This window comes from Mesorhizobium kowhaii (genome assembly GCF_003253745.1).
GTDB classification, from domain to species: domain Bacteria; phylum Pseudomonadota; class Alphaproteobacteria; order Rhizobiales; family Rhizobiaceae; genus Mesorhizobium; species Mesorhizobium kowhaii.
In genome coordinates, this window is sequence record NZ_MZXV01000085.1 from 150,641 (window position 1) to 171,846 (window position 21,206).

Consider the following 21,206-nt stretch of genomic DNA (forward strand, 5'->3'; position numbering starts at 1 on the left):
TGTCCAAGACAACCCGTGCTTATTGACGCCGACACGGCCAAAAATCCCGAGCGGTTTCTGAAAGATTTCCGATATTTCCATAGGCGGGGCCGATATCGTTCGGCTGTCTCGTCGCTACAGGACGATCCGCCTCAATTGGCGCGCGAGACCCAGCCCAGAATCGTCTTCAACGGTTGGCCGCTGTCACAATAATCACCGCGACGGCGCTCCGGTGAGTTTCGATCGCCTCGGCAAAAGCAAAATCGGCCGGGCAGGCGTGGCCCGGCATTTCGGCGCAGCGCCAGGGCACGATTGACGGGCGGATGTCATCGGATGGTTGGGTGGGTGAAAAAATATCCAGCTGTTTTTCACTAAAAATAGACTTATATCCGCACATATGGCGCAATTGTAGAAATTACTTGCCTACAAAAGGTAGTTAGCCACGAAATTATCTGGATATATATTGAATGTATGACGTTGTTCCAATTGTGCCGATAGCGATTGTGGTAAGTGTTATTTGTGCAACACAGCATTAATCTGTTCTTGGAATCGGATTTATTTCTGGAATCGTCATTGAAGGCAGAAGATCGATGGGTATGTTCGCCACCGAAAAGGGGGAGCGGTGCGAGCCTTTTTCATTGTGGGGGTGAGGCGGGAAAACATTGCCGCCAGCCACAAATCCGAAGCCATTTTAAACTTTGACTGGAGAGGTCAGAAAATGAACATCAAGAGCCTTCTTCTCGGCTCAGCCGCGGCCCTGATCGCGGTCAGCGGCGCGCGCGCGGCTGACGCTGTCGTCGTCGCCGAACCGGAACCGGCCGAATACGTCAAGATCTGCGACGTCTATGGCGCCGGCTACTTCTACATCCCGGGCACCGAGACCTGCCTGCGCATCGGCGGCTATGTCCGTTATGATATCGGCGTTGGCGATGCCGGCTCGCTCGATGGCGTCAACCACGTTCCGGACCACCAGAGCGCCGGCGACACGCACTCGACCTACTACAAGAACACCCGCTTCACGCTGAAGACCTGGACCGGTCAGGAGACCGAGCTCGGTACCCTCAAGACCTACACCGAGACCCGCTTCAACTACGGCAACAGCAGCGGCGACTATCTTGATCAAGCCGCCTCCAATGCGGACGACTGGCAAGGCCGCAACAAGTCCCTCTCGCTGCGTTATGCCTGGATTCAGCTCGGCGGCCTGCGCGTCGGCAAGGATGATACGGCTTTCGATACGTTCATCGGCTATGCCGGCAACGTCATCCAGGATACGCTGGTTCCGTATGGCGGGCAGGAGAGCAACGTCGTTCAGTACTACTTCGACGCAGGCAACGGCTTCACGGGGCTGGTCTCTCTCGAAGAAGGCGCCGGCAAGGTCGGCACCATCGACAGCTATGTTCCGCATGTCGTCGGCGGCTTGAAGTACAAGGGCGACTGGGGTGCGGTCACCGGCGTCGTCGCCTATGACAGCAATTACGAGGAAGTGGCCGGCAAGGTCCGTTTGGACGTCAATGTCAGCAAGGAACTGACGTTGTTCATCATCGGCGGCTACGGCACGGACGACAACCTCAACGACAATGCTGGCAACGCCATCGATGCCAGCGGTCGCGGCTTCTACAAGCAGTGGGGCGGCAACTGGGCAGTCTGGGGCGGTGGCACCTACAAGTTCAACGACAAGACCGCGTTCAACGCCCAGGTCTCTTATGACGACTGGAAGAACCTCGGCATCGCCGCGAACGTTGCCTATACCGTTGTGCCCGGCTTTACGGTCACGGCTGAAGTCGATTACCTCAATGCTGGAAAGTTCGACGACGCCGACTTCAACAACTGGACCAAGGCCAACAAGAAGAGCAGCGTCGGCGGTATTCTCCGCTTCCAGCGCTCGTTCTAACGGATCGACTGACCTTACCAGGCCGCCCGCAGCGTATCGCTGCGGGCGTTTTTTATGCGCTGTCCCAGTCCCGGTCTGTCAGGTACCAAAACCCATACCTTGATTTCGCCATCCAACCGGTGAAAAGCTCTGGAGATGGAATGGCGCGACGAGGGAATCATTCTCGGCACCCGCAAGCATGGCGAAACCAGCGCCATTCTCGAGGTGATGACACGCGCGCATGGCCGTCATCTCGGCCTTGTTCGCGGCGGCCGTTCGCGCAAGCAGCAGCCCGTTCTCCAACCCGGCAATCGCGTCGACTTGTTGTGGCGGGCGCGGCTTGACGAGCATCTCGGCACGTTCCAGGCCGAGGCGATCGAGATGAACGCCGCCCGGCTGATGGACAGCGCGGTGGCCGTCTATGGGCTGCAGACCATGGCCGCGCATCTGCGCCTGTTGCCGGAGCGCGACGCGCATGAAGGTCTCTACGAAACGCTTGCCGTGATGATCGTCCATCTCGACGATGCCGACGCTGCCGGCGAACTGGTGGCGCGCTTCGAGCTTCTGGTGCTGGACGAACTCGGCTTTGGCCTCGATCTCAGTCAATGCGCCGCCACCGGCACGCGGCAGGACCTGGCCTATGTCTCGCCCAAATCGGGACGCGCGGTATCGCGCGAAGCAGGCTTGCCATGGCGCGACAAGATGCTGGCCTTGCCGGCCTTCCTGCAGCGCGGCTCCGGCCTGCGCGGCGATCCGGCGGCGGTCGACGACGCCTTCCGGCTGACCGGCTTCTTCTTCACCCGCCACGTCTATGAGCCGCGCGGCATAGAGCCGCCCGACGCCCGCGCCGGCTTTCTTGCCGCACTGCGCAAACACCACGCGCGCAGCAAGACCATAGCCGGAGAGGATGCCGCCAGAGAAATCATCACATGAGCGAGGTCGAATTGTATCCGGGCTGGGTCTCACCGCTCGGCCTCGGCACGATTCCGCACGCCGACATTCTAGAATACACCGGCCTGGACTTGCTGCAGCGTATTATCGACGGCAAGTATCCGGCGCCGCCGATCTCCTTCCAGCTCAGCTTCGCGCTGACCGAAGTGTCGGAAGGCCGTGCGGTGTTCCGTGGCGTGCCCAACGAGCGCCACCTCAACCCGCTGGGCAGCGTGCATGGCGGCTGGGCGGCGACGCTGCTCGATTCGGCACTGGCTTGCGCCGTGCAGACGCTGCTCGAAAAGGGTGAGGCCTATACAACGGCGGAGTTCAAGGTGAATTTGACCCGGCCCATCACACCGAAGACAGGCGAGGTGGTCTGCGAGGGCAAAGTCGTCCACAAGGGCCGTACGCTGGCGGTGTCGGAAGCGACGCTGAAGGATGCCGGCGGCAAGTTGCTGGCTTTCGGCACCGAAACATGCTCGATCTTTCCGGCCGCCAATCTGGCGGCGCGTTGAGTTTCCGGCCGTTTGGCCGCCGCATTTGAATGTCAGTGAGACTGAACGTCAGTGAAAACTGGCCTGGTTTGGGGGAACCGCCATGTTTGAAAGCCTGATCGGCCTTGTCGCCATCATCGCTTTGTTCGTCATCATTTCGCGCCAGCAGAGTCGCATCGGCCTTGTCGAGCGCGAGCTTGGCGCTCTGCGCAGCCTCGTGCTTTCGGGCGTCGTGCCGCCTGCGGCCAAGCCGTCCGAACAGGCAGCGGCCGACAAAGCGCCCGCCGATGTGGCTCCGGTCGTGGCGACCGATATCGTCTCGCCAGCGGTGAGCGAGGCGGTCACCGCGGAGGCAGAAGCCCTGACCGGCGAGGCCGTGTCCGGGCCATGGGCGCCAAGTGATGCGGCGCTGAAGGCGGCAGAACCTGCCGAGCCGGCCGCCGCGGCGAAAGCCGCCCGCCAGTCCGATGTCGAAACCGCGCTCGGCACCCGCTGGGCGGTCTGGGTCGGCGGCATTGCGCTGGCGCTGGGCGGCCTGTTCCTGATCCGCTACACCATCGAGGCCGGCATTTTCGGTCCGGGCGTGCGGCTGACGATGGCCGCGGTTCTCGGCCTGGTGCTGGTCGCCGGCGGCGAGTTCATCCGCCGCACCGGCTTCAAGGTGCCGGTGCAAGGTGCCGCTGGCGCCTATATTCCGGCGATCCTGACGGCGGCCGGTGCCTTCATCCTGTTCGGCACCGTCTATGCCGCGCATGGCATTTACGGCTTCATCGGCCCGGCGCTCGCCTTTACGCTGCTCGGCGCCATCGGCGTGGCGACGATCGCAGCCGCCCTGGTCCATGGCCAGGCGCTGGCCGGCATTGGCCTCATCGGCGCCATGGTGACGCCGATGCTGGTTGCCTCGCAGGCGCCCAATCCCTGGGCACTGTTCGGCTATCTCGCGATCGTGCTTGCCGCCACCGCCGTCATCGCCCGCATGCGCGACTGGACGTTGCTGATGGCGGCGGCCTTTTTCGGCACCGGTGTCTGGACCATCCTCTACATGACCGATGCGCCCGGCGCGAACCTCTCCACCATCCTGTTCATCGACGCCGTCACGCTGGCCGTGCTTGCGTTTGTCTGGCTCAGCCGCCGTGGCGACGAGGCCGGACCAGCCAGGGCTTTCGACTGGCCGTCCATCGTGCCTGGCCTGTTCGTCGCATTCTCGGCGCTGGGCCTGTCAGTCGACCCGGCCTTCATCGCCGCCGGTGATGCCTTGCCGGGCGCCGTGCTGATCGCCGCAATGGTGGCCGTCGCGCTCTATCGCCCACTGGCGCTGCCGCTCCTCTATGCCGCAGGACTGGTGACGGTGATGATCTATCTCGGCATCATCCCACCGACCTCGATCGCCTCCGACTTTTCGGGCGGCGCCTTGGGCGTCGATGGCCTGCCTGTGGCCACATCCAACGCGCTGACATTGCGCATCGGCATCGCGCTTGGCCTGGTCTTCATAGGCGCCGGCTTCTGGGCCGCCCACAGGTTCGCCGCCGCGACACGGATCCGCGCGGCCTCATGGGCGGCGTGGGGCGTCATCGTGCCGCTGGTCATCCTGCTGGCGCTCTGGTTCACCTTCGGCAATGTCGACCGCGACCTTGTCTACGCCGCTGTCGCAGCGCTGCTGGTCGTGGTTTTCGCCGCCGGCAGCGAGTGGATCGCGCGCGGCGAGGAACCGCCGCTCGAGGGCGGCGTGGCGGTGTCGTTTGCCCTGGGCGGTGCGGCCATCGCTGGCCTCTTGATGCTGCATATGGCTTTCGGTTCCGGCTGGACCACCATCCTGCTCGGTGCAGCGGCCATCGTGCCGGCGCTGGCCACGCGTTGGCGCTCCTATCCGGTGCTCGGCTGGATTTCGGTTGGCGCGGTGATCGCGGTGCTCGGCCGGGTCGCTTTCGACCCGACCATCGTCGGCGCCGAATTCTTGTCGACCACACCGGTGTTCAACTGGCTGCTGCCGGGCTACAGCGTGCCGGCGCTCGCCTTCGGCTTCGCCGCCTGGCAGCTTGCCCGCACCACCAACGGCCGCCCACGCCTCGCCATGGAAGCAGCGGCGGCATTGTTTGCGCTGCTCACGCTGGCCATGCTGGTGCGCCATGCCATGCATGGCGGCGTCATCGACACGGGGGCGATGACGCTCGCCGAGCAGGCGATCTACACGCTGATCGCCATCGGCGCCGGCGCCATCCTGGTCGCCATCGACATGCGCTCGCCAAGCTCGGTGCTGCGCTATGGTTCGATGGCCGCCGGTGTGGTTTCGGTCGCCTTCATCGTCGTCCGGCATTTCGTGGTGCTCAATCCGCTGTTCACCGACGAATCAACCGGCCAGATCCCGGTGTTCAACCTGTTGTTCCTCGCCTATCTCCTGCCGGCGGTCGCCGCCGGGGCATTGGCGCTCTACGCCAGGGACAAGCGGCCGAAATGGTATGCGCAGATGCTGGCGCTGGTGGCGGCTGTGCTTGCCTTCGCCTATGCCACCCTGTCGGTCAGGCGTCTGTTCAAGGGCGAGTTCATCGGCCTGTGGAGCGGTCTTGGCCAATTGGAGACCTACACCTATTCGGCGCTTTGGCTGGTTATCGGCGTGGCGCTGCTCACCGCCGGCGTCTGGCTGAAATCACAGGTGCTGCGCATTGCCTCCGCCGCGCTGATTTCGGTCGCCGTGCTGAAGGTCTTCATCTTCGACATGTCGGAGCTGGAAGGCGTGCTGCGGGCGCTGTCCTTCATCGGCCTTGGCGCGGTGCTGATCGGCATCGGCCTGTTCTACCAGCGCTTGCTGACGCGGGCAGCGAGGGAGAAAATACCCGTCGGCGAGCAGTGACGACAGGTACTCAATTTAGCCGGGAATAAAACGGTCGCCCATCTCGTTATCTCATTGCTTGGGTGACCGGGGCGGCGGACCGCTTCGCGCTGGCCGCTTGCGCCGCGCTCGGAAGGCGCGTTCAATCGGGATCAACAAGGGCGACCTCAGAACCAGCGGTCATGGACGAAAAGAAGGCAGCAATCCTTGGCGAAATACCGCGACTGCGCCGCTACGCACGCTCGCTTTTGCGCGACCGCGACGCTGCCGACGATCTCGTTCAGGATTGCCTCGAGCGGGCGCTTGTCCGGCTCGACAACTGGCAGACAGGAGAAAGTCCCCGGAGGTGGCTGTTTACGATCATGCATCATTTGTTCATCGACCAGATGCGCAAGGTGAACCGTCGCGGTGAAGCGACGATGCTGCCACTGGAAGCGGGCGAGGCGGTGGCCCAGCCGGCCGAGCAGGTGGAGAGCATCGCTTCGCGCGAGATCATCGACGCATTGCAGGCGATCAGCCCCGACCGGCGCGCGGCTCTTGTCATGGTCGCCATTGAAGGTTTTTCCTATGCCGAAGCCGCCAACATTCTCGGCGTCCCCGCAGGCACGCTGATGTCGCGCATTGCGCGCGGGCGTGAGGAGTTGCGCGGGTTGCTGGACGACACGGCGCGCCGCCGCGCAATAAGGATCGTCGAGAAATGATCCGCCGCGACTTTTCCGAACGTGACATTCACATGGCGCTCGATGGCGAGCTGCCCGGCGACGAGCGCGCCGCCTACGATGCCTGGCTCGACGCCAATCCCGAGATGAAGGCCAGGAGCGCCCGCTTCGCCGCCGACCGGGCAGCACTGCGCGCCGCCTTCGCCGGCGTGCTCGACGAAGCCGTCCCAGCGCGGTTGCGCAAGGTCGTGCTCGGCGAGACGCCGGTCAGGGCGGCGGCGTCACGCTCGCGCTGGTGGCTTGCCGCTGCGGCGGCCGTGCTCGTGGTCGCTGGCGGGCTTGGCGGATACCTTGCCGGCATCGACCGCGCTGGACAGGAGGATCCGGCGGAAGATCGGCTGGCCGAACAGGCAATCGCGGCCCATGTCGTCTTCGCTGCCGAAAAGCGGCATGCGGTCGAAGTGCCGGCGAGCGACAAGGATCATTTGCAGACCTGGCTGTCCAACCGGGTCGGGCTGAAGCTTGTGGCGCCGGACCTGACCGCGAACGGTTTCCAGTTGATCGGCGGCCGGTTGCTGCCGGCCGGCGAAAGCAAGGCCGCGATGCTGCTCTACGAGGACGACAAGGGCGAGCGTATATCCCTCTTCGTCACGGCGGAATCGGCGCAGAATGCCAAGGGAACCTATACATCGGCGCAAAACGGCCCCCAGGCCGTCTACTGGCTGGACAAGGGCTATGGCTGCGCCGTTGTCGGCTCGCTGCCGCGCGAGCAATTGGCCGTCGTGGCAAAGAGCGCCTATGGCCAGCTTCTGGCCGGCCTGGCCAGTTGAAAGGCGCCGCTTTTGATGGCGGCGCCAATGCACAAATAGTGATCCCATTCAAAGCGTTTTGCATCGCTGGGCTGTTGCCGAATCTGTCACAATTCGGCCCTATTCGAGGTGCGATAGCGCTTTGTGGCCATCAGTATTTTCGGCTGATGTCTCGAACGTTTTCCAGTAGGGCATTTCCCACCACCAATCGAGGTTTTCTCAAGCCGCATGCCTGCCGAGATCCGCACGGCCCGCGCGTCTGACGTCGATGATCTCGCCGCCATTGAGAAAGCTGTTTTCCAAAGCGACCGCATTTCGCGCCGCTCCTTCCGTCTGTTCATCGAGCGCGAAACCGCCGAGACGCTGGTCGCCGAAATCGATGGCCGCGTGGCCGGCTACGCGATCGTGCTGTTTCGCAAGGGAAGCGGCGTGGCGCGTCTCTACTCGATCGCCACCGGTCCGTTCTTCGGTGGGCTGGGTGTTGGCCGCATGCTGCTCGGATCTGCGGAAGAAGCCGCCTTCGAGCACGGCCGCATGATGCTGCGTCTCGAGGTGCGCGAGGACAACAGCCGAGCCATCCGCATCTATGAGCAGGCCGGCTATCGCAAGATCGGCCGCGAATCCGGCTACTATGAGGATGGCGAGGCAGCGCTTCGCTATGAAAAGACCTTGCGCGGCGACATTCCGATCGCCACCAAGGTGCCGTTCTACCAGCAAACCTGCGAATTCACCTGCGGTCCATGCTGCCTGATGATGGCGATGGCCAATTTCGATCCCGGCTTCGTGCCGGATCCGGTCATGGAAATCCGACTGTGGCGCGAGGCGACGACTGTCTTCATGATGTCGGGACCCGGTGGCTGCGAACCATTCGGCCTCGCTGTCTCGGGGTACGAAAGCGGGCTTGCGGCGGAGATCTATGTTTCCTTCTACGGCGCGCTGTTCCTGCAGTCGGTGCGCAGCGAGGACAAGCGCCGGGTGATGGAACTGGCCCAGGTCGACTTTCGCCGCCGCGCGGAACTTTACGGCATCCCGGTGAATTACCGTCCATTCGCCATCGACGACATTCGCGCCGCGATCGCGGAAGGAAAACTGGTGCTGGTGCTGATCAGCGGTTTCCTTATGTTCGGCAAGAAAGTGCCGCACTGGGTGCTGGCCATCGGCGATGACGGCGACCATATCCTGATCCACGATCCCTGGGTCGAGGACGAGAGACAGGAGACCATCCTTGATGCCGCCAACATTCCCGTGCCTTACGGCATCTTCATGAACATGGCGCAGTTCGGCCGCGACGGACTGCGTGCCGCCATCACTCTGGGAAAGCGCGACAGACAATGACCTGGGTCATCCTTACCGGCCGGCAGAGCGATCTCGACCAGGTGGCGACACCGCACAAGATCATCACCAACCGTGACTATCTTGCGCATCCGTCGCTGTTTCGCGGCCAGCGGCCGAAGGTCATCAACCTGTCGAACAACTACGCCTACCAGAGCCGCGGCTACTATGCCTCGCTGCTGGCGGGTTCGCGCGGCCACAAGGTCATTCCGACCGTCGAGACGATGATCGACCTGTCGGAACGCAAGCTCTACGAACATGCTTTGCCCGAACTGGAGCTGGCACTCAACAAATGCCGCAAGGATCTCGGCGGCGCCTTTCCAACCAAGGTCTGCATCTTCTTCGGCATCGGCCCATCGAAAATCTGGGACCGTTTCGCCAAGCTGTTGTTCGACTGGTTCCGTGCGCCGGCGCTCGAAGTCCACATCAAGGACAGCGCCGAATGGGCCTCGATCCGCAAGATCGGCTTCCACCCGCTGGCGCGGATGACCGAGGACGAAGAAAAAAGCTTCATCCAGTGCCTGGAGACCTACACCAACCGCGAGTGGCGCGACACCAAGGGCCGCACGCCGGCGCGCTACACCTTCGCTACGCTGGTCGATCCGCATGAGGAATTGCCGCCGTCTGAGATTTCGTCGCTGCGCTACTGGGCCAAGATCGCCGAAAAGATGGGCGTCGAAATCGAGCCGATCACCAAGCGGGATCTCGCCAAGCTCGCCAATTACGACGCGCTGTTCATCCGCGAGACCACCACGATCTCCAACCACACCTATCGTTTCGCCCGCCGTGCCCAGCAGGAAGGCATGCCGGTGATCGACGATCCGCTGTCGATGATCCGCTGCACCAACAAGGTCTATCTCAACGAGCTGATGGCCTACAACAAGGTGCCGGTGCCGCCGACGGTGATGATCGCTGGCACTTCGGACCTCGAACTGGCGGCGCAGACACTGGGCTTTCCGCTGGTGCTGAAGATCCCGGATTCGTCATTCTCGCGCGGCGTCAAGAAATGCGCCAACTTCGAGGAGCTGAAGACGCTTGCCACGGAATGGCTGGAGGATTCCGACCTTCTGATCGCACAGAAGTTCATTCCGACCGAATATGACTGGCGCGTCGGCGTGCTCGGCGGCCAGCCACTGTTTGCCGTCCACTATCTGATGGCCAAGAAGCACTGGCAGATCGTCAACCACAAGGCCAACGGCAAGCCCGACCAGGGCGGCATCAAGACCTTCACGCTGAAGGAAACGCCGGCGCATGTTGTCGAGACGGCGGTGAAGGCGGCGCGCTGCATCGGTGATGGGCTCTATGGCGTCGACCTCAAGGAGACCAAGGATGGCGTCTTCGTCATCGAGGTCAACGACAATCCGAACCTCGACCATGGCTGGGAGGATTCCGGCGAAAAGGACGAGGTCTGGGTGCGGCTGACGCAGTGGTTCCTGGAGCGGCTGGACCGCCCAGGCCGGTAATCACCGAGGGGAAAAGATGCTGTTCATCGTGATCGAGGACTTTCGCGGTTGCGATCGCAAGGAGATCTACCGCCGCTTCCGCGACCGTGGTCGCCTGAAGCCGGAGGAGCTTCTCGTGCACCATAGCTGGATCGCGGCGGATATGAGCCGTTGCTTCCTGCTGGTGGAGGCTGATGACGTCACGTTGCTGCAGCGCTGGGTCATCGAATGGGCGGATCTGGTGGAGTTCGAGATCGTTCCCGTGGCGACGAACAAGGACATGGTAGAGGCATTGAGCGGGCACCTCTGAGCGGCCATCACTGGCCGTCAACGGCTCTCTAGCGCCGGCGATTTGACGGCGCGCACGCATTCCTCGATCAGCCACTGGCGAAACGCCGCCACCACATCGCGTCTTGCGCTGCGCTCCGGGGTTGTCAGACAATAGGGCTGGCGCAGCTCCAGCGCCTGGGCGAGGGGCCTGACCAGCCGGCCGTCTTCCAGCGCCTCGGCGCAATAGACCCCTTGCGCCAGCGCGACGCCAAGGCCGGAAATGGCAAGATCAAGTGCGGCCCGCGACGAATTCGCCGAAAGGCCGCGTTGCGCTGCCCGGCCAGGCTCGATGCCCATCGCTTCGAACCAGTTGCGCCAGGTCGGGAACGACGCGCCCGTCGGTCCCCAGTCGGTGTGGATCAGCGGCAGGCCGGTGAGGGCGGTGGCGTCCAGAGGTTTATTCGTCGCGACGAGATCAGGTGCGCAAACGGGGTAGACGGCATCCCCGACGATGTCTTCCGTTGCCTGGTCGCGGTAGTGCGAACGGCCATAGGAAAGGCGGATGTCGATCAGATCGCGGTCGAACGATACCGGATCGTCTTCGCCTCTGAGCGATATGTCGACAGCGCCGTGGGCCGCGACAAAGCCTGCCAGGCGCGACGACAGCCAGCCCATCGCCATGGATGGCGGTACCGACACGACGAGCCGGGAGCGGAACTCGGCGCCGCTCAGTTCTCGTGACACGCTGCCGATCTCACCGAATGCCGTTGTCAGCCGAGGCAGTATTTCCCTGCCGGCGTCGGTGAGGACGACGCGGCGGTTGACCCGGTTGAACAGCTTGCGGCCCATCTGGTCTTCGATGGTCCGGATCAGCTGGCTGACTGCGGCGGCGGAGATAGAAAGCTCTTCGGCTGCCGCGGCAAAGCCGCCGGAACGCGCCGCCGCTTCGAAAGCCTGGAGTCCGCGCAAGGATGGAAAAGCGATCATGATGCCCGATAGATAAGGTGACCTTATCTAAATCGCAGAATTCCTCGTTTTTAGAAAGCTTTCTTGTTGAATACGATGGGCGTCGACATTTTCAAGCGGGATGACGCAGTGGACCATCGCGACGTAATTGCCTCGTTGACGCAGGAAGAGCGCAATCGCCTGACCGCCAAGTCGGATGTCTCAGGTCTCGTTCAGCTTGCCGCTCATTGGGGCGCGATCGTGGTCATCGGATCGCTGATCGCCGCCAAGGTGCCGTTCTGGCAGCTGCTGATGCTGCCGCAAGGCATCCTGATCGTCTTCCTGTTCACGCTGTTGCACGAGACGGTGCATCGCACCGCCTTCGAACGGCAGTGGCTGAACGATGCCGTGGCGCGGGTATGCAGCCTGGCGATCGCGCTGCCGGCGGACTGGTTCCGCTATTTCCATTTCGCCCACCACCGATACACCCAGGACCCAGACAATGATCCGGAACTGGCTTTCCCCAAACCGGAGACATGGAGGCAATACCTCGTCCATGTCTCCGGCATCCCGACGTGGTGGGGGCATCTCAAGACGCTTTATGGCAATGCGATGGACCGAGGCCGGGGAAGCTATGTTCCGCCAAAGGGGCACTACAAGGTGCGCGTCGAGGCGCGCGCCATGATTGCCTTCTATGCAGTGGTCATTCTGCTGGCCCTCTATTTCCGGCTCACGGTGCTGCTCTATGTGTGGATCGCGCCGGCCTTGCTCGGGCAGCCGTTTCTGCGCCTCTATCTCCTGGCCGAGCACGGTCGCTGTCCGTTCGTCGCCAACATGCTGGAGAACACCAGGACCACGCTGACCAACTGGCTTGTCCGCAAGCTGGCGTGGAACATGCCGTTCCATGCCGAGCATCATGCCTATCCCGGCGTGCCGTTTCATCAACTGCCGGAGTTTCATGCGCTGATCGAGCGCCATCTGAAGGTCGTCGAACCGGGCTATGTCAGCTTCCACGAAAAATACATCGAGACATTGCGCTGACGGTGGGCCGACCTCAGCCGGTCTGGCTGTGCAACGCGCGCGATTTCAGCAGGCGCTGAATATCCGCTGCCTTTGATGGAACCCCGATCAGATAGCCCTGCGCCTCGACGCAACCGTTGCCGCGCAGAATGTCGAGCTGCATCTCGGTCTCGACACCCTCGGCGGTGACCGTGATGCCGAGTTCGGCCCCCAGCCCGATGATGGTGCGAACGATCGCCGCCGTGTCGCGATTGCCGATGTCGCGGATGAACGAACGGTCGATCTTGATCTTGTCGACGGGAAAACGCCTGAGATAGCCGAGCGAGGAATAGCCGGTGCCGAAATCGTCGAGCGCAATGCGGATGCCCAGCCCGCGCAATTGACGCAGCGTCCTCAGCACGGTCTCGCTTTCGTCCATCAGCACGGTTTCGGTGATTTCCAGTTCCAGTCGGCTGGCCGGCACGCCGGAAAAGGCCAGCGCCGAGATGACGCTGCGGGCAAAGCCGCCGCTTTTGAGCTGCACGGCCGAGACATTGACCGCGATGCGCAGGGCGGGAGGCCAGTTCGCCGCCGTCGCGCAGGCTTTCCTCAGCGCCCACTCGCCAAGCGGCACGATCAGTCCGGTTTCTTCGGCGACCGCAATGAAGTTGTCCGGCGCCACCGTGCCGCGCGTCGGCGAATGCCAGCGCATCAAGGCTTCCGCGCCGACAATCTCGCCGGATTCTATGTTCATGATCGGCTGGAAATCGAGGTCGAATTCCTGGTGCGGCAGAGCTGCCTCGAGGTCGGTCTCAAGTGCGCGCCGCGCCTGCACCATGGCGTCCATTCCGGGCTCGAAGAAGCGGTACAGGTTGCGCCCTTCGCTCTTCGCCCGGTAGAGCGCCGTATCGGCATTTTTCAGCAGCGTGTCGGCATCCCGGCCGTCATCGGGGAAAACGGCGATGCCAAGGCTGATGCCGACATGAATGTCCCGGTTTTTGTCGCGAAACGGTTTTGCGATCACCGCGACGATGTGCTTCGCCAGTTTTTCCGCTTCGGCCAGGCTTTTGAAAGGGAACTGGATGATGACGAATTCGTCACCACCAAAACGGGCGACGATGTCTGTCTCATTGCGCAGGCAACGCTGCAGCCTCTCGGCCACGCTCTTCAACAGCCAGTCGCCGGCCGGATGTCCCCACGTGTCGTTGACCGCCTTGAAGCGATCGAGATCGAGCGAGAAGATTGCCAGCGGTGCAGCCGCATCCTCAAGCGCTTGGTCGAGCCGTTCGCGAAGCATCGAGCGGTTGGGCAGTCCGGTCAGCGTGTCGTGATGCGCAAGATGGGTCATGCGCTCTTCGACCAGCCTGCTTTCGGTGACGTCGTCGAACGTGGCGACCCAGCCGCCGCCACTCATCGGCCGACGCGCGATCATCAGCGTTCGTCCGTCGGCAAGCTGACGGGGGGTCGATCGCGTTTGGCCGACCTGCAGGCGGGCTTCAGTTCTGAGGACCTCGCCATCGATATCGATGGGAGGATAGACACCCAGGCGTACCAGCCGCTCAAGCAGCTCGCGCAGACCCATGCCCAGTGGAAGGTCTGTTTCGCTGACACCGTAGAGTTCCAGAATGCGCTGGTTGCGCACGATCAGCCTGCCGTCGGCGTCATACATCAGCAGGCCTTGCGACATGTTGGCGAGCGCTGCGTCGAACCGGCGATGCTGCTCCTTGAGGTCCCGCTCTGCGCGTCGCTGTTCGGTGATGTCCTCGTAGATGGAGACCCAGCCGCCCGGAGCCAGCGGGCGATGCGAAATGTTGATGATGCGGCCGTCCGACAGCGTCTCCTCGTAGGTCGAGGCTTTCGCCTGGTCGATATAGGGCTTGCGGATGGCGTAGAGTTCGTCGGCGCTTTGCGAGGCGATACCGATATCGACGCTATGGCGCAGGATGTCGAGGAACCGGATGCCGGGCCGTATCACCCTGGCGTCGAGGCAGAAGATGTTGATGTAGTTGATGTTGCAGATAATCATGCGCTCGTCGGCGTCGAACATGCACAGCCCATGCGACATGTTCTCGACGGCGGCCGAAAAGCGTTCGTTCTGTTCGCGCAGTTCGTATTCAATGGAGCGCGGCCGATCCATGCCTTCGGCCCCCGGTTCCGGGACGGCCGAACCATCCTTGGCATCAGCGACGGGCATAAGGCGCGCCTGCGGCTCGTGATCGAACGGGCTAGTGTGGTCGCCGCCGGTTAATTTAGCGTTTTTCAGCCGATCGCTTGTGCCGGGACCTGGCGGCGCGACTTCTCGATCGCCGAAAAACGCTTCAGGAACGCATTCTGCGCCCAGGTAACAGAGCGTGGCGTGAAATCGAAGCGATCGGCATTGAAGCCGCGCGGACGGCCGAAGAACTCGGTCGCCTCGGCGGTCGAAAAGCCGGCAAGCAGCGTTGCTTCGAAATAGGCGGCGATCTGGTCGGCGCGCTTGATCTCCTTGCGCAGCGCCGCGGCCGGTTCCGGCGGCAGCGAGAAGCGCAGATGGATGGCGCGCTGCAATCGCAATTCACAGTCCTTGTAGCTGCCGCCCATCACCGATTTGAACGGCGAGATCATGTCGCCGATGACATATTCGGGGGCGTCGTGCAGCAGCGCCGCCAGCCGCGCGTCGGCCGAAGCCTCCGGCACCAGGTCGCAGAATAGCGCCTCGACCAGCAGCGAGTGCTGGGCGACCGAAAAGGCGTGCTCGCCGCTGGTCTGGCCGTTCCAGCGGGCAACGCGGGCGAGCCCATGCGCAATATCCGAAATCTCGATGTCGAGCGGCGAGGGGTCGAGCAGGTCGAGGCGGCGGCCGGACAGCATGCGCTGCCAGGCGCGTGCCGGCGCGCCGACGCGGTCGGCCGCCATCAGGCCTCCTCCGCGCTGACGGCTTCCTGCGGGAAGCTGAACTTCGCCCAGCCGGGAATGGCCACGGTAACCGGCATGTCGCCCGCCATGATCGGCTGGCCGGCGTCGAGCGCCGCCTTGACCCTGTCGATGCGGGCAATGGCGAGCCCGGTCGTGCCGGCGGTCGAGCCAAGCGTGCCGACCGGCCGCCCCTCGACGGTGAGTTCGGTGCCAGCGGCGGGCAGGGGAAGTCCAGCCTGAACGATCAGCACGCGCCGCCGGGCCGTGCCGCGGTGCTGCATGCGCGAGACAACCTCCTGGCCGACATAGCAGCCCTTCCTGAAGCCGACGCCGCCGGTCTCGTCGAGCAGCACGTCATGCGGGAAGGCGTCTCCAAGTTGGTAGTCGCTGCTGCTTTCGGCAATGCCGCTGGCGATGCGGAAGGCTTGCCATGCGGCAAGGTCGCTCCGCTCATCTGTTTCGCCATAGGAGCGCGTGACGGCGCCGTTCGGAAAGCGCGTGTCGGCGGCCGCCGTTGAATCAGATTGTGAGGCCGTTGACTCACTTCCCCATGCGACTTTGACAAGCGCCTGATCGGCCTTGGCAATCTCGACCTTGGCGCGCAGCTTGTAGAGCATCAGCCGGCGCACGAAATCATCTGATATGTCGGCACGGCACTCGAGCCGGAATGCATTCTCGCCGGCGCGCGAGATCAGGAAATCGAACAGGATCTTGCCTTGCGGCGTCAGCAGCGCGCCCGGTTTTGCCTGGCCGGGTGTCAAGACGTCCAGATCGGTGGTCAGGATGTTCTGCAAGAAATGCTCGGCATCGGGGCCTGAGACGGAGATGAGTGCGCGGTCTTTGAGCTGGGCAAAGGGCATTGGCGAAAGCAGCCTGATCTTGCAAAACGGTCGGCCTTTACGTAAGCCGCTGGCACTCCCCCCGCAAGAGAGCATGGCCATGACCTACGACCTCATCCTGACAGGCGGCACAGTGGTCAACCATGACGGCGAAGGGGCTCGCGACATCGGCGTCAAGGATGGACGCATCGCTGCCATCGGCGATCTCGGCCAGGCCTCGGCCGGCGAGACGATCGACTGCCGCGGCCTGCACATCCTGCCGGGTGTCATCGACAGCCAGGTGCATTTCCGCGAGCCGGGGCTTGAGCACAAGGAAGACCTGGAGACCGGCTCGCGGGCGGCGGTGCTGGGCGGTGTCACCGCCGTGTTCGAGATGCCCAACACCAATCCGCTGACCACCAGCGAGGCAGCGCTTGCCGACAAGGTCCGGCGCGGCAGTGGCCGCATGCACTGCGATTTTGCCTTCTGGGTTGGCGGCACCCGCGAGAATGCAAAAGACGTCGGCGAGCTCGAGCGGCTGCCGGGTGCGGCCGGGATCAAGGTTTTCATGGGTTCGTCCACCGGCGACCTTCTGGTCGAGGACGATGAAGGCGTCGCCTCGATCCTTAGGAATACGCGCCGCCGGTCCGCCTTTCATTCCGAGGACGAGTTTCGGCTGCGCGAACGTCTGGGCGAACGCATCGAGGGCGACCCGTCATCGCACCCGGTCTGGCGCGACGAGATCGCTGCCTTGCGCTGCACCGAGCGGCTGGTGCGCATAGCGCGCACTGTTCGCGCCCGCATCCATGTCCTGCACATCTCGACGGCCGAGGAGATTCTGTTCCTCCAACAGCACAAGGATGTCGCGACCTGTGAGGCGACGCCGCATCACTTGACCCTGTCGGCTGACGACTATGCGCGGCTCGGCACGCTGATCCAGATGAATCCGCCGGTGCGCGAGAAGCGCCATCGCGACGGCGTCTGGCACGGCATTGCGCAAGGCATCGTCGATGTGCTCGGCTCCGACCACGCACCGCACACGCTGGCCGAGAAGGCCAAGCCCTATCCGGCCTCGCCCTCGGGCATGACCGGCGTGCAGACGCTGGTGCCGATCATGCTCGATCACGTCAATGCCGGCCGGCTGACGCTGCAGCGCTTCGTCGACCTGTCCAGCCACGGTCCGCAACGCATCTTCGGCATGGCGAGAAAAGGCCGTATCGCCGCCGGCTACGGCGCCGATTTCACCATTGTCGACATGAAGCGGCGCGAGACCATCACCAACGCGCAGGCCGGCTCGAAAGCCGGCTGGACGCCATATGACGGCAGGCAAGTGACCGGCTGGCCCGTCGGCACCGTCATTCGCGGCCGCCGCATCATGTGGGAAGGCGAGATCGTCACGCCGGGCCAGGGCAAAGCGGTGGAGTTTTCCGAGGCATTGCCCCGCTAGGCCCCCCGACCTCCCGCAAGGGGAGGGTAAAAGGCTCAGTCGCCGGCGACGAAGAACGTCCATTGCCCGGTGGGCGTGATGCCGACGCGGTAGAAGATGTAGGCGCCGAACTGCTTCATGTCGTCGAAATCGCCGGCGGTGACGATCTTGAACAACTCGACCCGCTGCTTGGCATCGAGCTTGTCCAATGGCAGCGCGAAGAAATACGGCCACACGTAGAGCTCTTCCGGCGTGCCGGCGTCGAGGTGGACATAGCCTGCATTGAGCACCTCTTCCAGGATGGCCAGGATCTCCTGGCCCTCCGGATCGCCGGAGAGACCCTTGAGGAAGGCGATGGCGTCGCCGTCTATATCGGTCAGCGACAATTGCGTCGTGTTGTCGCCCGTGCCGATCAAAGGCCGCAGCTTTTCGATGTCGCCGCCTTTGCAGGCTTCGACGATCAGGTCGTGCATGCGCCGTACCGGTTCCGGCAGCTTGCCGAGATCGTAGACGACCTCGGGCACCGGCGTCTCCGGATCGACTCGCGGCCTGGTGACGCCGCCGTCCGCCGGGCTGTCCGGCTCGGCTTCTTTAGGGGCAGCCGGCTGGCCGGTTGGAGGCAGCGGTCCGACCGGGTCGGGCATTGGCACGGTGCTTCCGGGCGGCGACATGTCGTCGTCCACCGGCGGCGTGACGGGTGCGGGGAGCTCTTCGCGCTTGATCTCGCTCAGCGCATAAGCGGGGCTGCTGACGAGAACCAGGGGAATCGCGGCACAGCAAGCGGCGAAGCAGATGTAAAGGACCAAGCCACGCGGCTTGCCTGACATCGAAAGACTCACTGCCCGTTTCTCCCTGCTTCCGGGCATGACGCCCGAGCGGCATTCTGTCGTCAAAGAACCGGACGTCGGTTCAGTGCCGCAGCCGTTCAGGTTCGAAGGCGCCAGCAATCACCTTTTCACGCATGCGGTCGAGCAGGGCAAGGGCCGAGGTCTCGCCATTGGCACGCAACATCTCGCCGAATGCCGTCTCGAGCGCGGCCTCGGCAATGATCTCGGGCTCTATGCCGGCGGAGAGACCCTCCGCCCAGGCTTCGCTGTGGCTTTCCACGGCGGTCAGGCGTTTCTCTTCCCTGACCAGCGCGTCGATGTCGTTGACACCATGTTCCATATGCGATGTCCACCCTTTCAAGCGGCGATCCGTCGATGTGGATCAGGCTTGATCTGTTCATTTCACACGCAGGGTCAATTAAGTATTTGTAAATACGACATTTTTTTGATCGTTTTTTACAAAGCCCGATTGCCTTGTGCGGAGCTGCGTTCAACTCGAGTCAAACTTAGCCGATTAGGGCGGCCTGCGGGGCGAAAACCTTCAGTTTGAGTTAATTCCGCATTCACGCAGTAAGGTTTCGTTAATACTGTTGCAGAAGTGCCACATGAGGATTGCACCAAGATGTCACCTGGCACAAGCCGGATATATCGATTGTCGCCAGCGATGGTCCGGATATCTGTGGATGGGCAGGTCGGAACGGCTAAATCAGTTGCCGTAACGCGAGGCGATGTCGCGCGACAGCGTCTCACCTTCCTTCATATAGCGGCTGATGGCTTCAGTCGCCGACGGCGTGCACTGCGTGTACGTGCCGCCGAAGGAGCGGTAGCCGCGATTGAAGCTGGCGATGAAGCGGGCGCGACGCTCGGCGTCCGGATTTTCCGAATCGAGCAGCTTCTGCATCTCGACACGCCACTGGTCGCCTTTCTCACCGCACAAATTGCGCAGGAAATGCAGCGACCCCAGAACTTCCGCCAGCCGCATCAGCCCGGGCTCGAACGGCGACTCGGCGCTGAGCGCCGGCCGCGTCGAAACGGCCGTGCTGACGGCAAGACATATGGCGAGGAGCAGGGATGGACGGTTCATAAGCCTTCTCCGCCTAACGGCGTCAGCCGTTGTGGTCCGCCTAACGGCGTTAGCCGTTATGGCCTGCCGAACGAACGGCGTCAGTCGTTGTGGTCTGCCGAACGGGGTAAGCCGTTGCGGCCTGCCAAACAGCATAAGCCTTTGTGGCGAAACAATTTGTCGCCCGCAAGGCGATTTTCAGGGCTGTACCCCGGCGTTTGCGCCAAGGCCCAACAGGTCCTCGGCGACGGCAAACACCGAGCCGGCGAGCGGCAGCCCCGCCATTTCGCTGAGCGTATAAAAGGCTGCTGTCTCGGCGTCGTCGCCAGCCACCGCCTCGCCACCGGCATAGGCGGCTCCGAAGACTGTGAGGAGATAATCGACCGGGTGGCCGTCATCCCTGCCGTCGATGTGGATTTCCCGAAGCGGGCGGTAGTCGGTGGCGTGCAAGCCGGTTTCTTCCAGCAGTTCGCGCTTTGCCGCGGCCTCCAGCGTCTCGCCGGCCTCGACCTTGCCGCCTGGAAAGGCATAGAGCCCTTGCGATGGCTGCCGCGCCCGCTTGACCAGGAGCACGGTGTCGCCACGCACGACGGCAACCGAGACGGCCGGAAGTGTCTTGCGCGCTTCGTTCATGGATTCCCGATCAGGCTCATTTGAAGGCAGGTCTGTTGTGGACCGCCCAGCATGGGGAAGCTTTAGCGGTTGCGCAACGCCGGTTCCATCGCCACTTTCAGACCGAACCAGTCGAAGGGCACCAGTCGACCATGTGCGGACGTTTTGCCTTGACCGCGACACCGGATCAGACCGCCGCCTTTCTGGACGTGGCGGGGCTTGAGGATTTCCCGGCGCGCTGCAACATCGCGCCGACGCAGCCGATCCTGATGGCGATCGCCGGCGCCCCACGGGCGCCGGGCTCCAATCTGCCGGACCGCCAGCCGATGCTGGTGCGCTGGGGGCTGATCCCGACCTGGGTGAAGGACACACGCGAGTTTCCGCTGCTGTTCAACGCGCGTTCTGAAGGGGCCGCCGAAAAGGCTTCGTTCAAAGCCGCCATGCGCCATCGCCGCGCGCTGGTGCCGGCATCCGGCTTTTACGAATGGCGGCAAACCGGTGGCAAGAAGGGGCAACCCTATTGGATACGACCCAGGAATGGCGGGTTGGTCGCCTTTGCCGGACTGATCGAGACCTATGCCGAGCCGGGCGGTTCGGAAATGGACACCGGCGCCATCCTGACCGTCAAAGCCAATGCCGACATCGCGCATATTCACGACCGCATGCCGGTGGTGATCGATATCAGGGATTTCGCCCGCTGGCTGGATTGCCGCACGCTCGAGCCGCGCGATGTCGCCGACCTGTTGCGGCCGGCGCAGCCTGATTTCTTCGAGGCAATTCCGGTTTCCGACCTCGTCAACAAGGTCGCCAACACCGGACCGAAGATTCAGGAGAGGGGGGAGATCGGGACGGAGCCCGAGAAGGTCAGGCGCCAGAAGCCCGGCGCGGACGACAGTCAAATGACGTTGTTTTAGAGCATGATCCTGAAAAGTGGCCCCAGTTTTTGGGAAAGATCATTTCGGGAAATCAGGCTCAAACAAAAGGACGAAAGCTGCTATTTCGAGGC

General features: G+C 63.1%; 21 protein-coding genes. 12 read left to right on the forward strand and 9 right to left on the reverse strand.

Annotated features, from left to right (window positions below; genetic code table 11):
• Nucleotides 1-166: 166 nt before the first annotated feature.
• Nucleotides 167-376: a hypothetical protein gene (locus tag B5V02_RS40335; RefSeq protein WP_146606227.1), complete on the reverse strand. Its 210-nt coding sequence runs from the start codon at nucleotides 374-376 to the stop codon at nucleotides 167-169.
• Nucleotides 377-697: 321 nt separating this feature from the next.
• Here B5V02_RS40335 and B5V02_RS38785 point away from each other — a divergent pair, with 321 nt between their 5' ends.
• The 9 genes from B5V02_RS38785 (at nucleotide 698) to B5V02_RS38825 (ending at nucleotide 10,655) form a co-directional block, all read left to right on the forward strand.
• Entirely contained in the window at nucleotides 698-1,870 is a 1,173-nt protein-coding gene (locus tag B5V02_RS38785) for a porin (RefSeq protein WP_111549178.1), read from the forward strand.
• Nucleotides 1,871-2,005: 135 nt separating this feature from the next.
• Entirely contained in the window at nucleotides 2,006-2,782 is a 777-nt protein-coding gene (gene recO / locus B5V02_RS38790; RefSeq protein WP_111549179.1) for a DNA repair protein RecO, read from the forward strand.
• A complete protein-coding gene (locus B5V02_RS38795; protein WP_111549180.1) occupies nucleotides 2,779-3,297 on the forward strand; it encodes a PaaI family thioesterase in 519 nt (172 codons plus the stop codon). Before recO ends, B5V02_RS38795 begins: the two co-directional genes overlap by 4 nt.
• Nucleotides 3,298-3,379: 82 nt before the next feature.
• Nucleotides 3,380-6,124, forward strand: a complete 2,745-nt coding sequence (locus B5V02_RS38800) for a DUF2339 domain-containing protein (RefSeq protein ID WP_111549181.1) — start codon at nucleotides 3,380-3,382, stop codon at nucleotides 6,122-6,124.
• A gap of 161 nt (nucleotides 6,125-6,285) precedes the next feature.
• Nucleotides 6,286-6,804 carry an RNA polymerase sigma factor gene (locus tag B5V02_RS38805; protein WP_111549182.1) on the forward strand — a complete coding sequence of 173 codons (519 nt, stop codon included), beginning with the start codon at nucleotides 6,286-6,288 and terminating at the stop codon, nucleotides 6,802-6,804.
• Nucleotides 6,801-7,592 (forward strand): anti-sigma factor family protein, encoded by a 792-nt coding sequence (locus tag B5V02_RS38810; protein ID WP_111549183.1) that lies wholly within the window; start codon nucleotides 6,801-6,803, stop codon nucleotides 7,590-7,592. Before B5V02_RS38805 ends, B5V02_RS38810 begins: the two co-directional genes overlap by 4 nt.
• A 207-nt stretch (nucleotides 7,593-7,799) precedes the next feature.
• On the forward strand, nucleotides 7,800-8,906 hold the full coding sequence (locus tag B5V02_RS38815) for a peptidase C39 family protein (RefSeq protein ID WP_111549184.1): 1,107 nt from the start codon (nucleotides 7,800-7,802) through the stop codon (nucleotides 8,904-8,906).
• Nucleotides 8,903-10,366: a RimK family protein gene (locus B5V02_RS38820; protein WP_111549185.1), complete on the forward strand. Its 1,464-nt coding sequence runs from the start codon at nucleotides 8,903-8,905 to the stop codon at nucleotides 10,364-10,366. Before B5V02_RS38815 ends, B5V02_RS38820 begins: the two co-directional genes overlap by 4 nt.
• Nucleotides 10,367-10,382: 16 nt before the next feature.
• Nucleotides 10,383-10,655, forward strand: a complete 273-nt coding sequence (locus tag B5V02_RS38825; RefSeq protein WP_111549186.1) for a DUF3303 domain-containing protein — start codon at nucleotides 10,383-10,385, stop codon at nucleotides 10,653-10,655.
• A 17-nt stretch (nucleotides 10,656-10,672) separates the two neighbouring features.
• Here B5V02_RS38825 and B5V02_RS38830 read toward each other — a convergent pair whose 3' ends face one another.
• On the reverse strand, nucleotides 10,673-11,602 hold the full coding sequence (locus B5V02_RS38830; RefSeq protein WP_111549187.1) for a LysR substrate-binding domain-containing protein: 930 nt from the start codon (nucleotides 11,600-11,602) through the stop codon (nucleotides 10,673-10,675).
• A gap of 108 nt (nucleotides 11,603-11,710) precedes the next feature.
• Between B5V02_RS38830 and B5V02_RS38835 the strand changes: the two genes are divergently transcribed.
• The gene (locus B5V02_RS38835) at nucleotides 11,711-12,601 is read left to right on the forward strand and encodes a fatty acid desaturase family protein (RefSeq protein WP_111549387.1); all 891 of its coding nucleotides are present in this window, start codon (nucleotides 11,711-11,713) and stop codon (nucleotides 12,599-12,601) included.
• A gap of 13 nt (nucleotides 12,602-12,614) precedes the next feature.
• Here B5V02_RS38835 and B5V02_RS38840 read toward each other — a convergent pair whose 3' ends face one another.
• From B5V02_RS38840 to ygfZ, 3 genes are all read right to left on the reverse strand, one after another.
• On the reverse strand, nucleotides 12,615-14,753 hold the full coding sequence (locus B5V02_RS38840; RefSeq protein ID WP_111549188.1) for a putative bifunctional diguanylate cyclase/phosphodiesterase: 2,139 nt from the start codon (nucleotides 14,751-14,753) through the stop codon (nucleotides 12,615-12,617).
• 65 nt (nucleotides 14,754-14,818) lie between these two features.
• The gene (locus tag B5V02_RS38845) at nucleotides 14,819-15,454 is read right to left on the reverse strand and encodes an HD domain-containing protein (RefSeq protein ID WP_111549189.1); all 636 of its coding nucleotides are present in this window, start codon (nucleotides 15,452-15,454) and stop codon (nucleotides 14,819-14,821) included.
• Nucleotides 15,454-16,314: a CAF17-like 4Fe-4S cluster assembly/insertion protein YgfZ gene (ygfZ, locus tag B5V02_RS38850; RefSeq protein ID WP_111549190.1), complete on the reverse strand. Its 861-nt coding sequence runs from the start codon at nucleotides 16,312-16,314 to the stop codon at nucleotides 15,454-15,456. The genes B5V02_RS38845 and ygfZ overlap by 1 nt, the downstream gene beginning before the upstream one ends.
• Before the next feature lie 73 nt (nucleotides 16,315-16,387).
• Between ygfZ and B5V02_RS38855 the strand changes: the two genes are divergently transcribed.
• Nucleotides 16,388-17,719 (forward strand): dihydroorotase, encoded by a 1,332-nt coding sequence (locus B5V02_RS38855; protein ID WP_245446394.1) that lies wholly within the window; start codon nucleotides 16,388-16,390, stop codon nucleotides 17,717-17,719.
• Nucleotides 17,720-17,754: 35 nt separating this feature from the next.
• On the opposite strand, the gene B5V02_RS38860 is transcribed toward B5V02_RS38855, so the two are convergent.
• The 4 genes from B5V02_RS38860 to B5V02_RS38875 all read right to left on the reverse strand — a co-directional run bounded on the left by B5V02_RS38860 (nucleotide 17,755) and on the right by B5V02_RS38875 (nucleotide 20,221).
• On the reverse strand, nucleotides 17,755-18,537 hold the full coding sequence (locus B5V02_RS38860; protein ID WP_167458838.1) for a hypothetical protein: 783 nt from the start codon (nucleotides 18,535-18,537) through the stop codon (nucleotides 17,755-17,757).
• Between the two features lie 70 nt (nucleotides 18,538-18,607).
• On the reverse strand, nucleotides 18,608-18,865 hold the full coding sequence (locus B5V02_RS38865; protein WP_008874920.1) for a hypothetical protein: 258 nt from the start codon (nucleotides 18,863-18,865) through the stop codon (nucleotides 18,608-18,610).
• 366 nt (nucleotides 18,866-19,231) lie between these two features.
• Entirely contained in the window at nucleotides 19,232-19,609 is a 378-nt protein-coding gene (locus tag B5V02_RS38870) for a TIGR02301 family protein (protein WP_111549192.1), read from the reverse strand.
• 177 nt (nucleotides 19,610-19,786) lie between these two features.
• Complete coding sequence (locus tag B5V02_RS38875) at nucleotides 19,787-20,221, reverse strand: NUDIX hydrolase (RefSeq protein WP_111549193.1); 435 nt, start codon at nucleotides 20,219-20,221, stop codon at nucleotides 19,787-19,789.
• A 131-nt stretch (nucleotides 20,222-20,352) separates the two neighbouring features.
• On the opposite strand from B5V02_RS38875, the gene B5V02_RS38880 reads away from it, so the two are divergent.
• Nucleotides 20,353-21,114 carry an SOS response-associated peptidase gene (locus tag B5V02_RS38880; RefSeq protein ID WP_111549194.1) on the forward strand — a complete coding sequence of 254 codons (762 nt, stop codon included), beginning with the start codon at nucleotides 20,353-20,355 and terminating at the stop codon, nucleotides 21,112-21,114.
• The last annotated feature ends 92 nt before the right edge of the window (nucleotides 21,115-21,206 follow it).

Bases quoted from the DNA above. Each gene is read 5' to 3' on its own strand.
- B5V02_RS38880 (WP_111549194.1), top strand. From the start codon at position 20,353: ATGTGCGGACGTTTTGCCTTGACCGCGACACCGGATCAGACCGCCGCC.
- B5V02_RS40335 (WP_146606227.1), bottom strand. From the start codon at position 376: ATGTGCGGATATAAGTCTATTTTTAGTGAAAAACAGCTGGATATTTTT.
- B5V02_RS38810 (WP_111549183.1), top strand. From the start codon at position 6,801: ATGATCCGCCGCGACTTTTCCGAACGTGACATTCACATGGCGCTCGAT.
- B5V02_RS38820 (WP_111549185.1), top strand. From the start codon at position 8,903: ATGACCTGGGTCATCCTTACCGGCCGGCAGAGCGATCTCGACCAGGTG.
- B5V02_RS38865 (WP_008874920.1), bottom strand. From the start codon at position 18,865: ATGGAACATGGTGTCAACGACATCGACGCGCTGGTCAGGGAAGAGAAA.
- B5V02_RS38815 (WP_111549184.1), top strand. From the start codon at position 7,800: ATGCCTGCCGAGATCCGCACGGCCCGCGCGTCTGACGTCGATGATCTC.
- B5V02_RS38830 (WP_111549187.1), bottom strand. From the start codon at position 11,602: ATGATCGCTTTTCCATCCTTGCGCGGACTCCAGGCTTTCGAAGCGGCG.
- B5V02_RS38840 (WP_111549188.1), bottom strand. From the start codon at position 14,753: ATGCCCGTCGCTGATGCCAAGGATGGTTCGGCCGTCCCGGAACCGGGG.
- B5V02_RS38855 (WP_245446394.1), top strand. From the start codon at position 16,388: ATGGCCATGACCTACGACCTCATCCTGACAGGCGGCACAGTGGTCAAC.
- B5V02_RS38825 (WP_111549186.1), top strand. From the start codon at position 10,383: ATGCTGTTCATCGTGATCGAGGACTTTCGCGGTTGCGATCGCAAGGAG.
- B5V02_RS38795 (WP_111549180.1), top strand. From the start codon at position 2,779: ATGAGCGAGGTCGAATTGTATCCGGGCTGGGTCTCACCGCTCGGCCTC.
- B5V02_RS38870 (WP_111549192.1), bottom strand. From the start codon at position 19,609: ATGAACCGTCCATCCCTGCTCCTCGCCATATGTCTTGCCGTCAGCACG.
- B5V02_RS38845 (WP_111549189.1), bottom strand. From the start codon at position 15,454: ATGGCGGCCGACCGCGTCGGCGCGCCGGCACGCGCCTGGCAGCGCATG.
- B5V02_RS38800 (WP_111549181.1), top strand. From the start codon at position 3,380: ATGTTTGAAAGCCTGATCGGCCTTGTCGCCATCATCGCTTTGTTCGTC.
- B5V02_RS38805 (WP_111549182.1), top strand. From the start codon at position 6,286: ATGGACGAAAAGAAGGCAGCAATCCTTGGCGAAATACCGCGACTGCGC.
- B5V02_RS38875 (WP_111549193.1), bottom strand. From the start codon at position 20,221: ATGAACGAAGCGCGCAAGACACTTCCGGCCGTCTCGGTTGCCGTCGTG.
- recO (WP_111549179.1), top strand. From the start codon at position 2,006: ATGGAATGGCGCGACGAGGGAATCATTCTCGGCACCCGCAAGCATGGC.
- B5V02_RS38785 (WP_111549178.1), top strand. From the start codon at position 698: ATGAACATCAAGAGCCTTCTTCTCGGCTCAGCCGCGGCCCTGATCGCG.
- ygfZ (WP_111549190.1), bottom strand. From the start codon at position 16,314: ATGCCCTTTGCCCAGCTCAAAGACCGCGCACTCATCTCCGTCTCAGGC.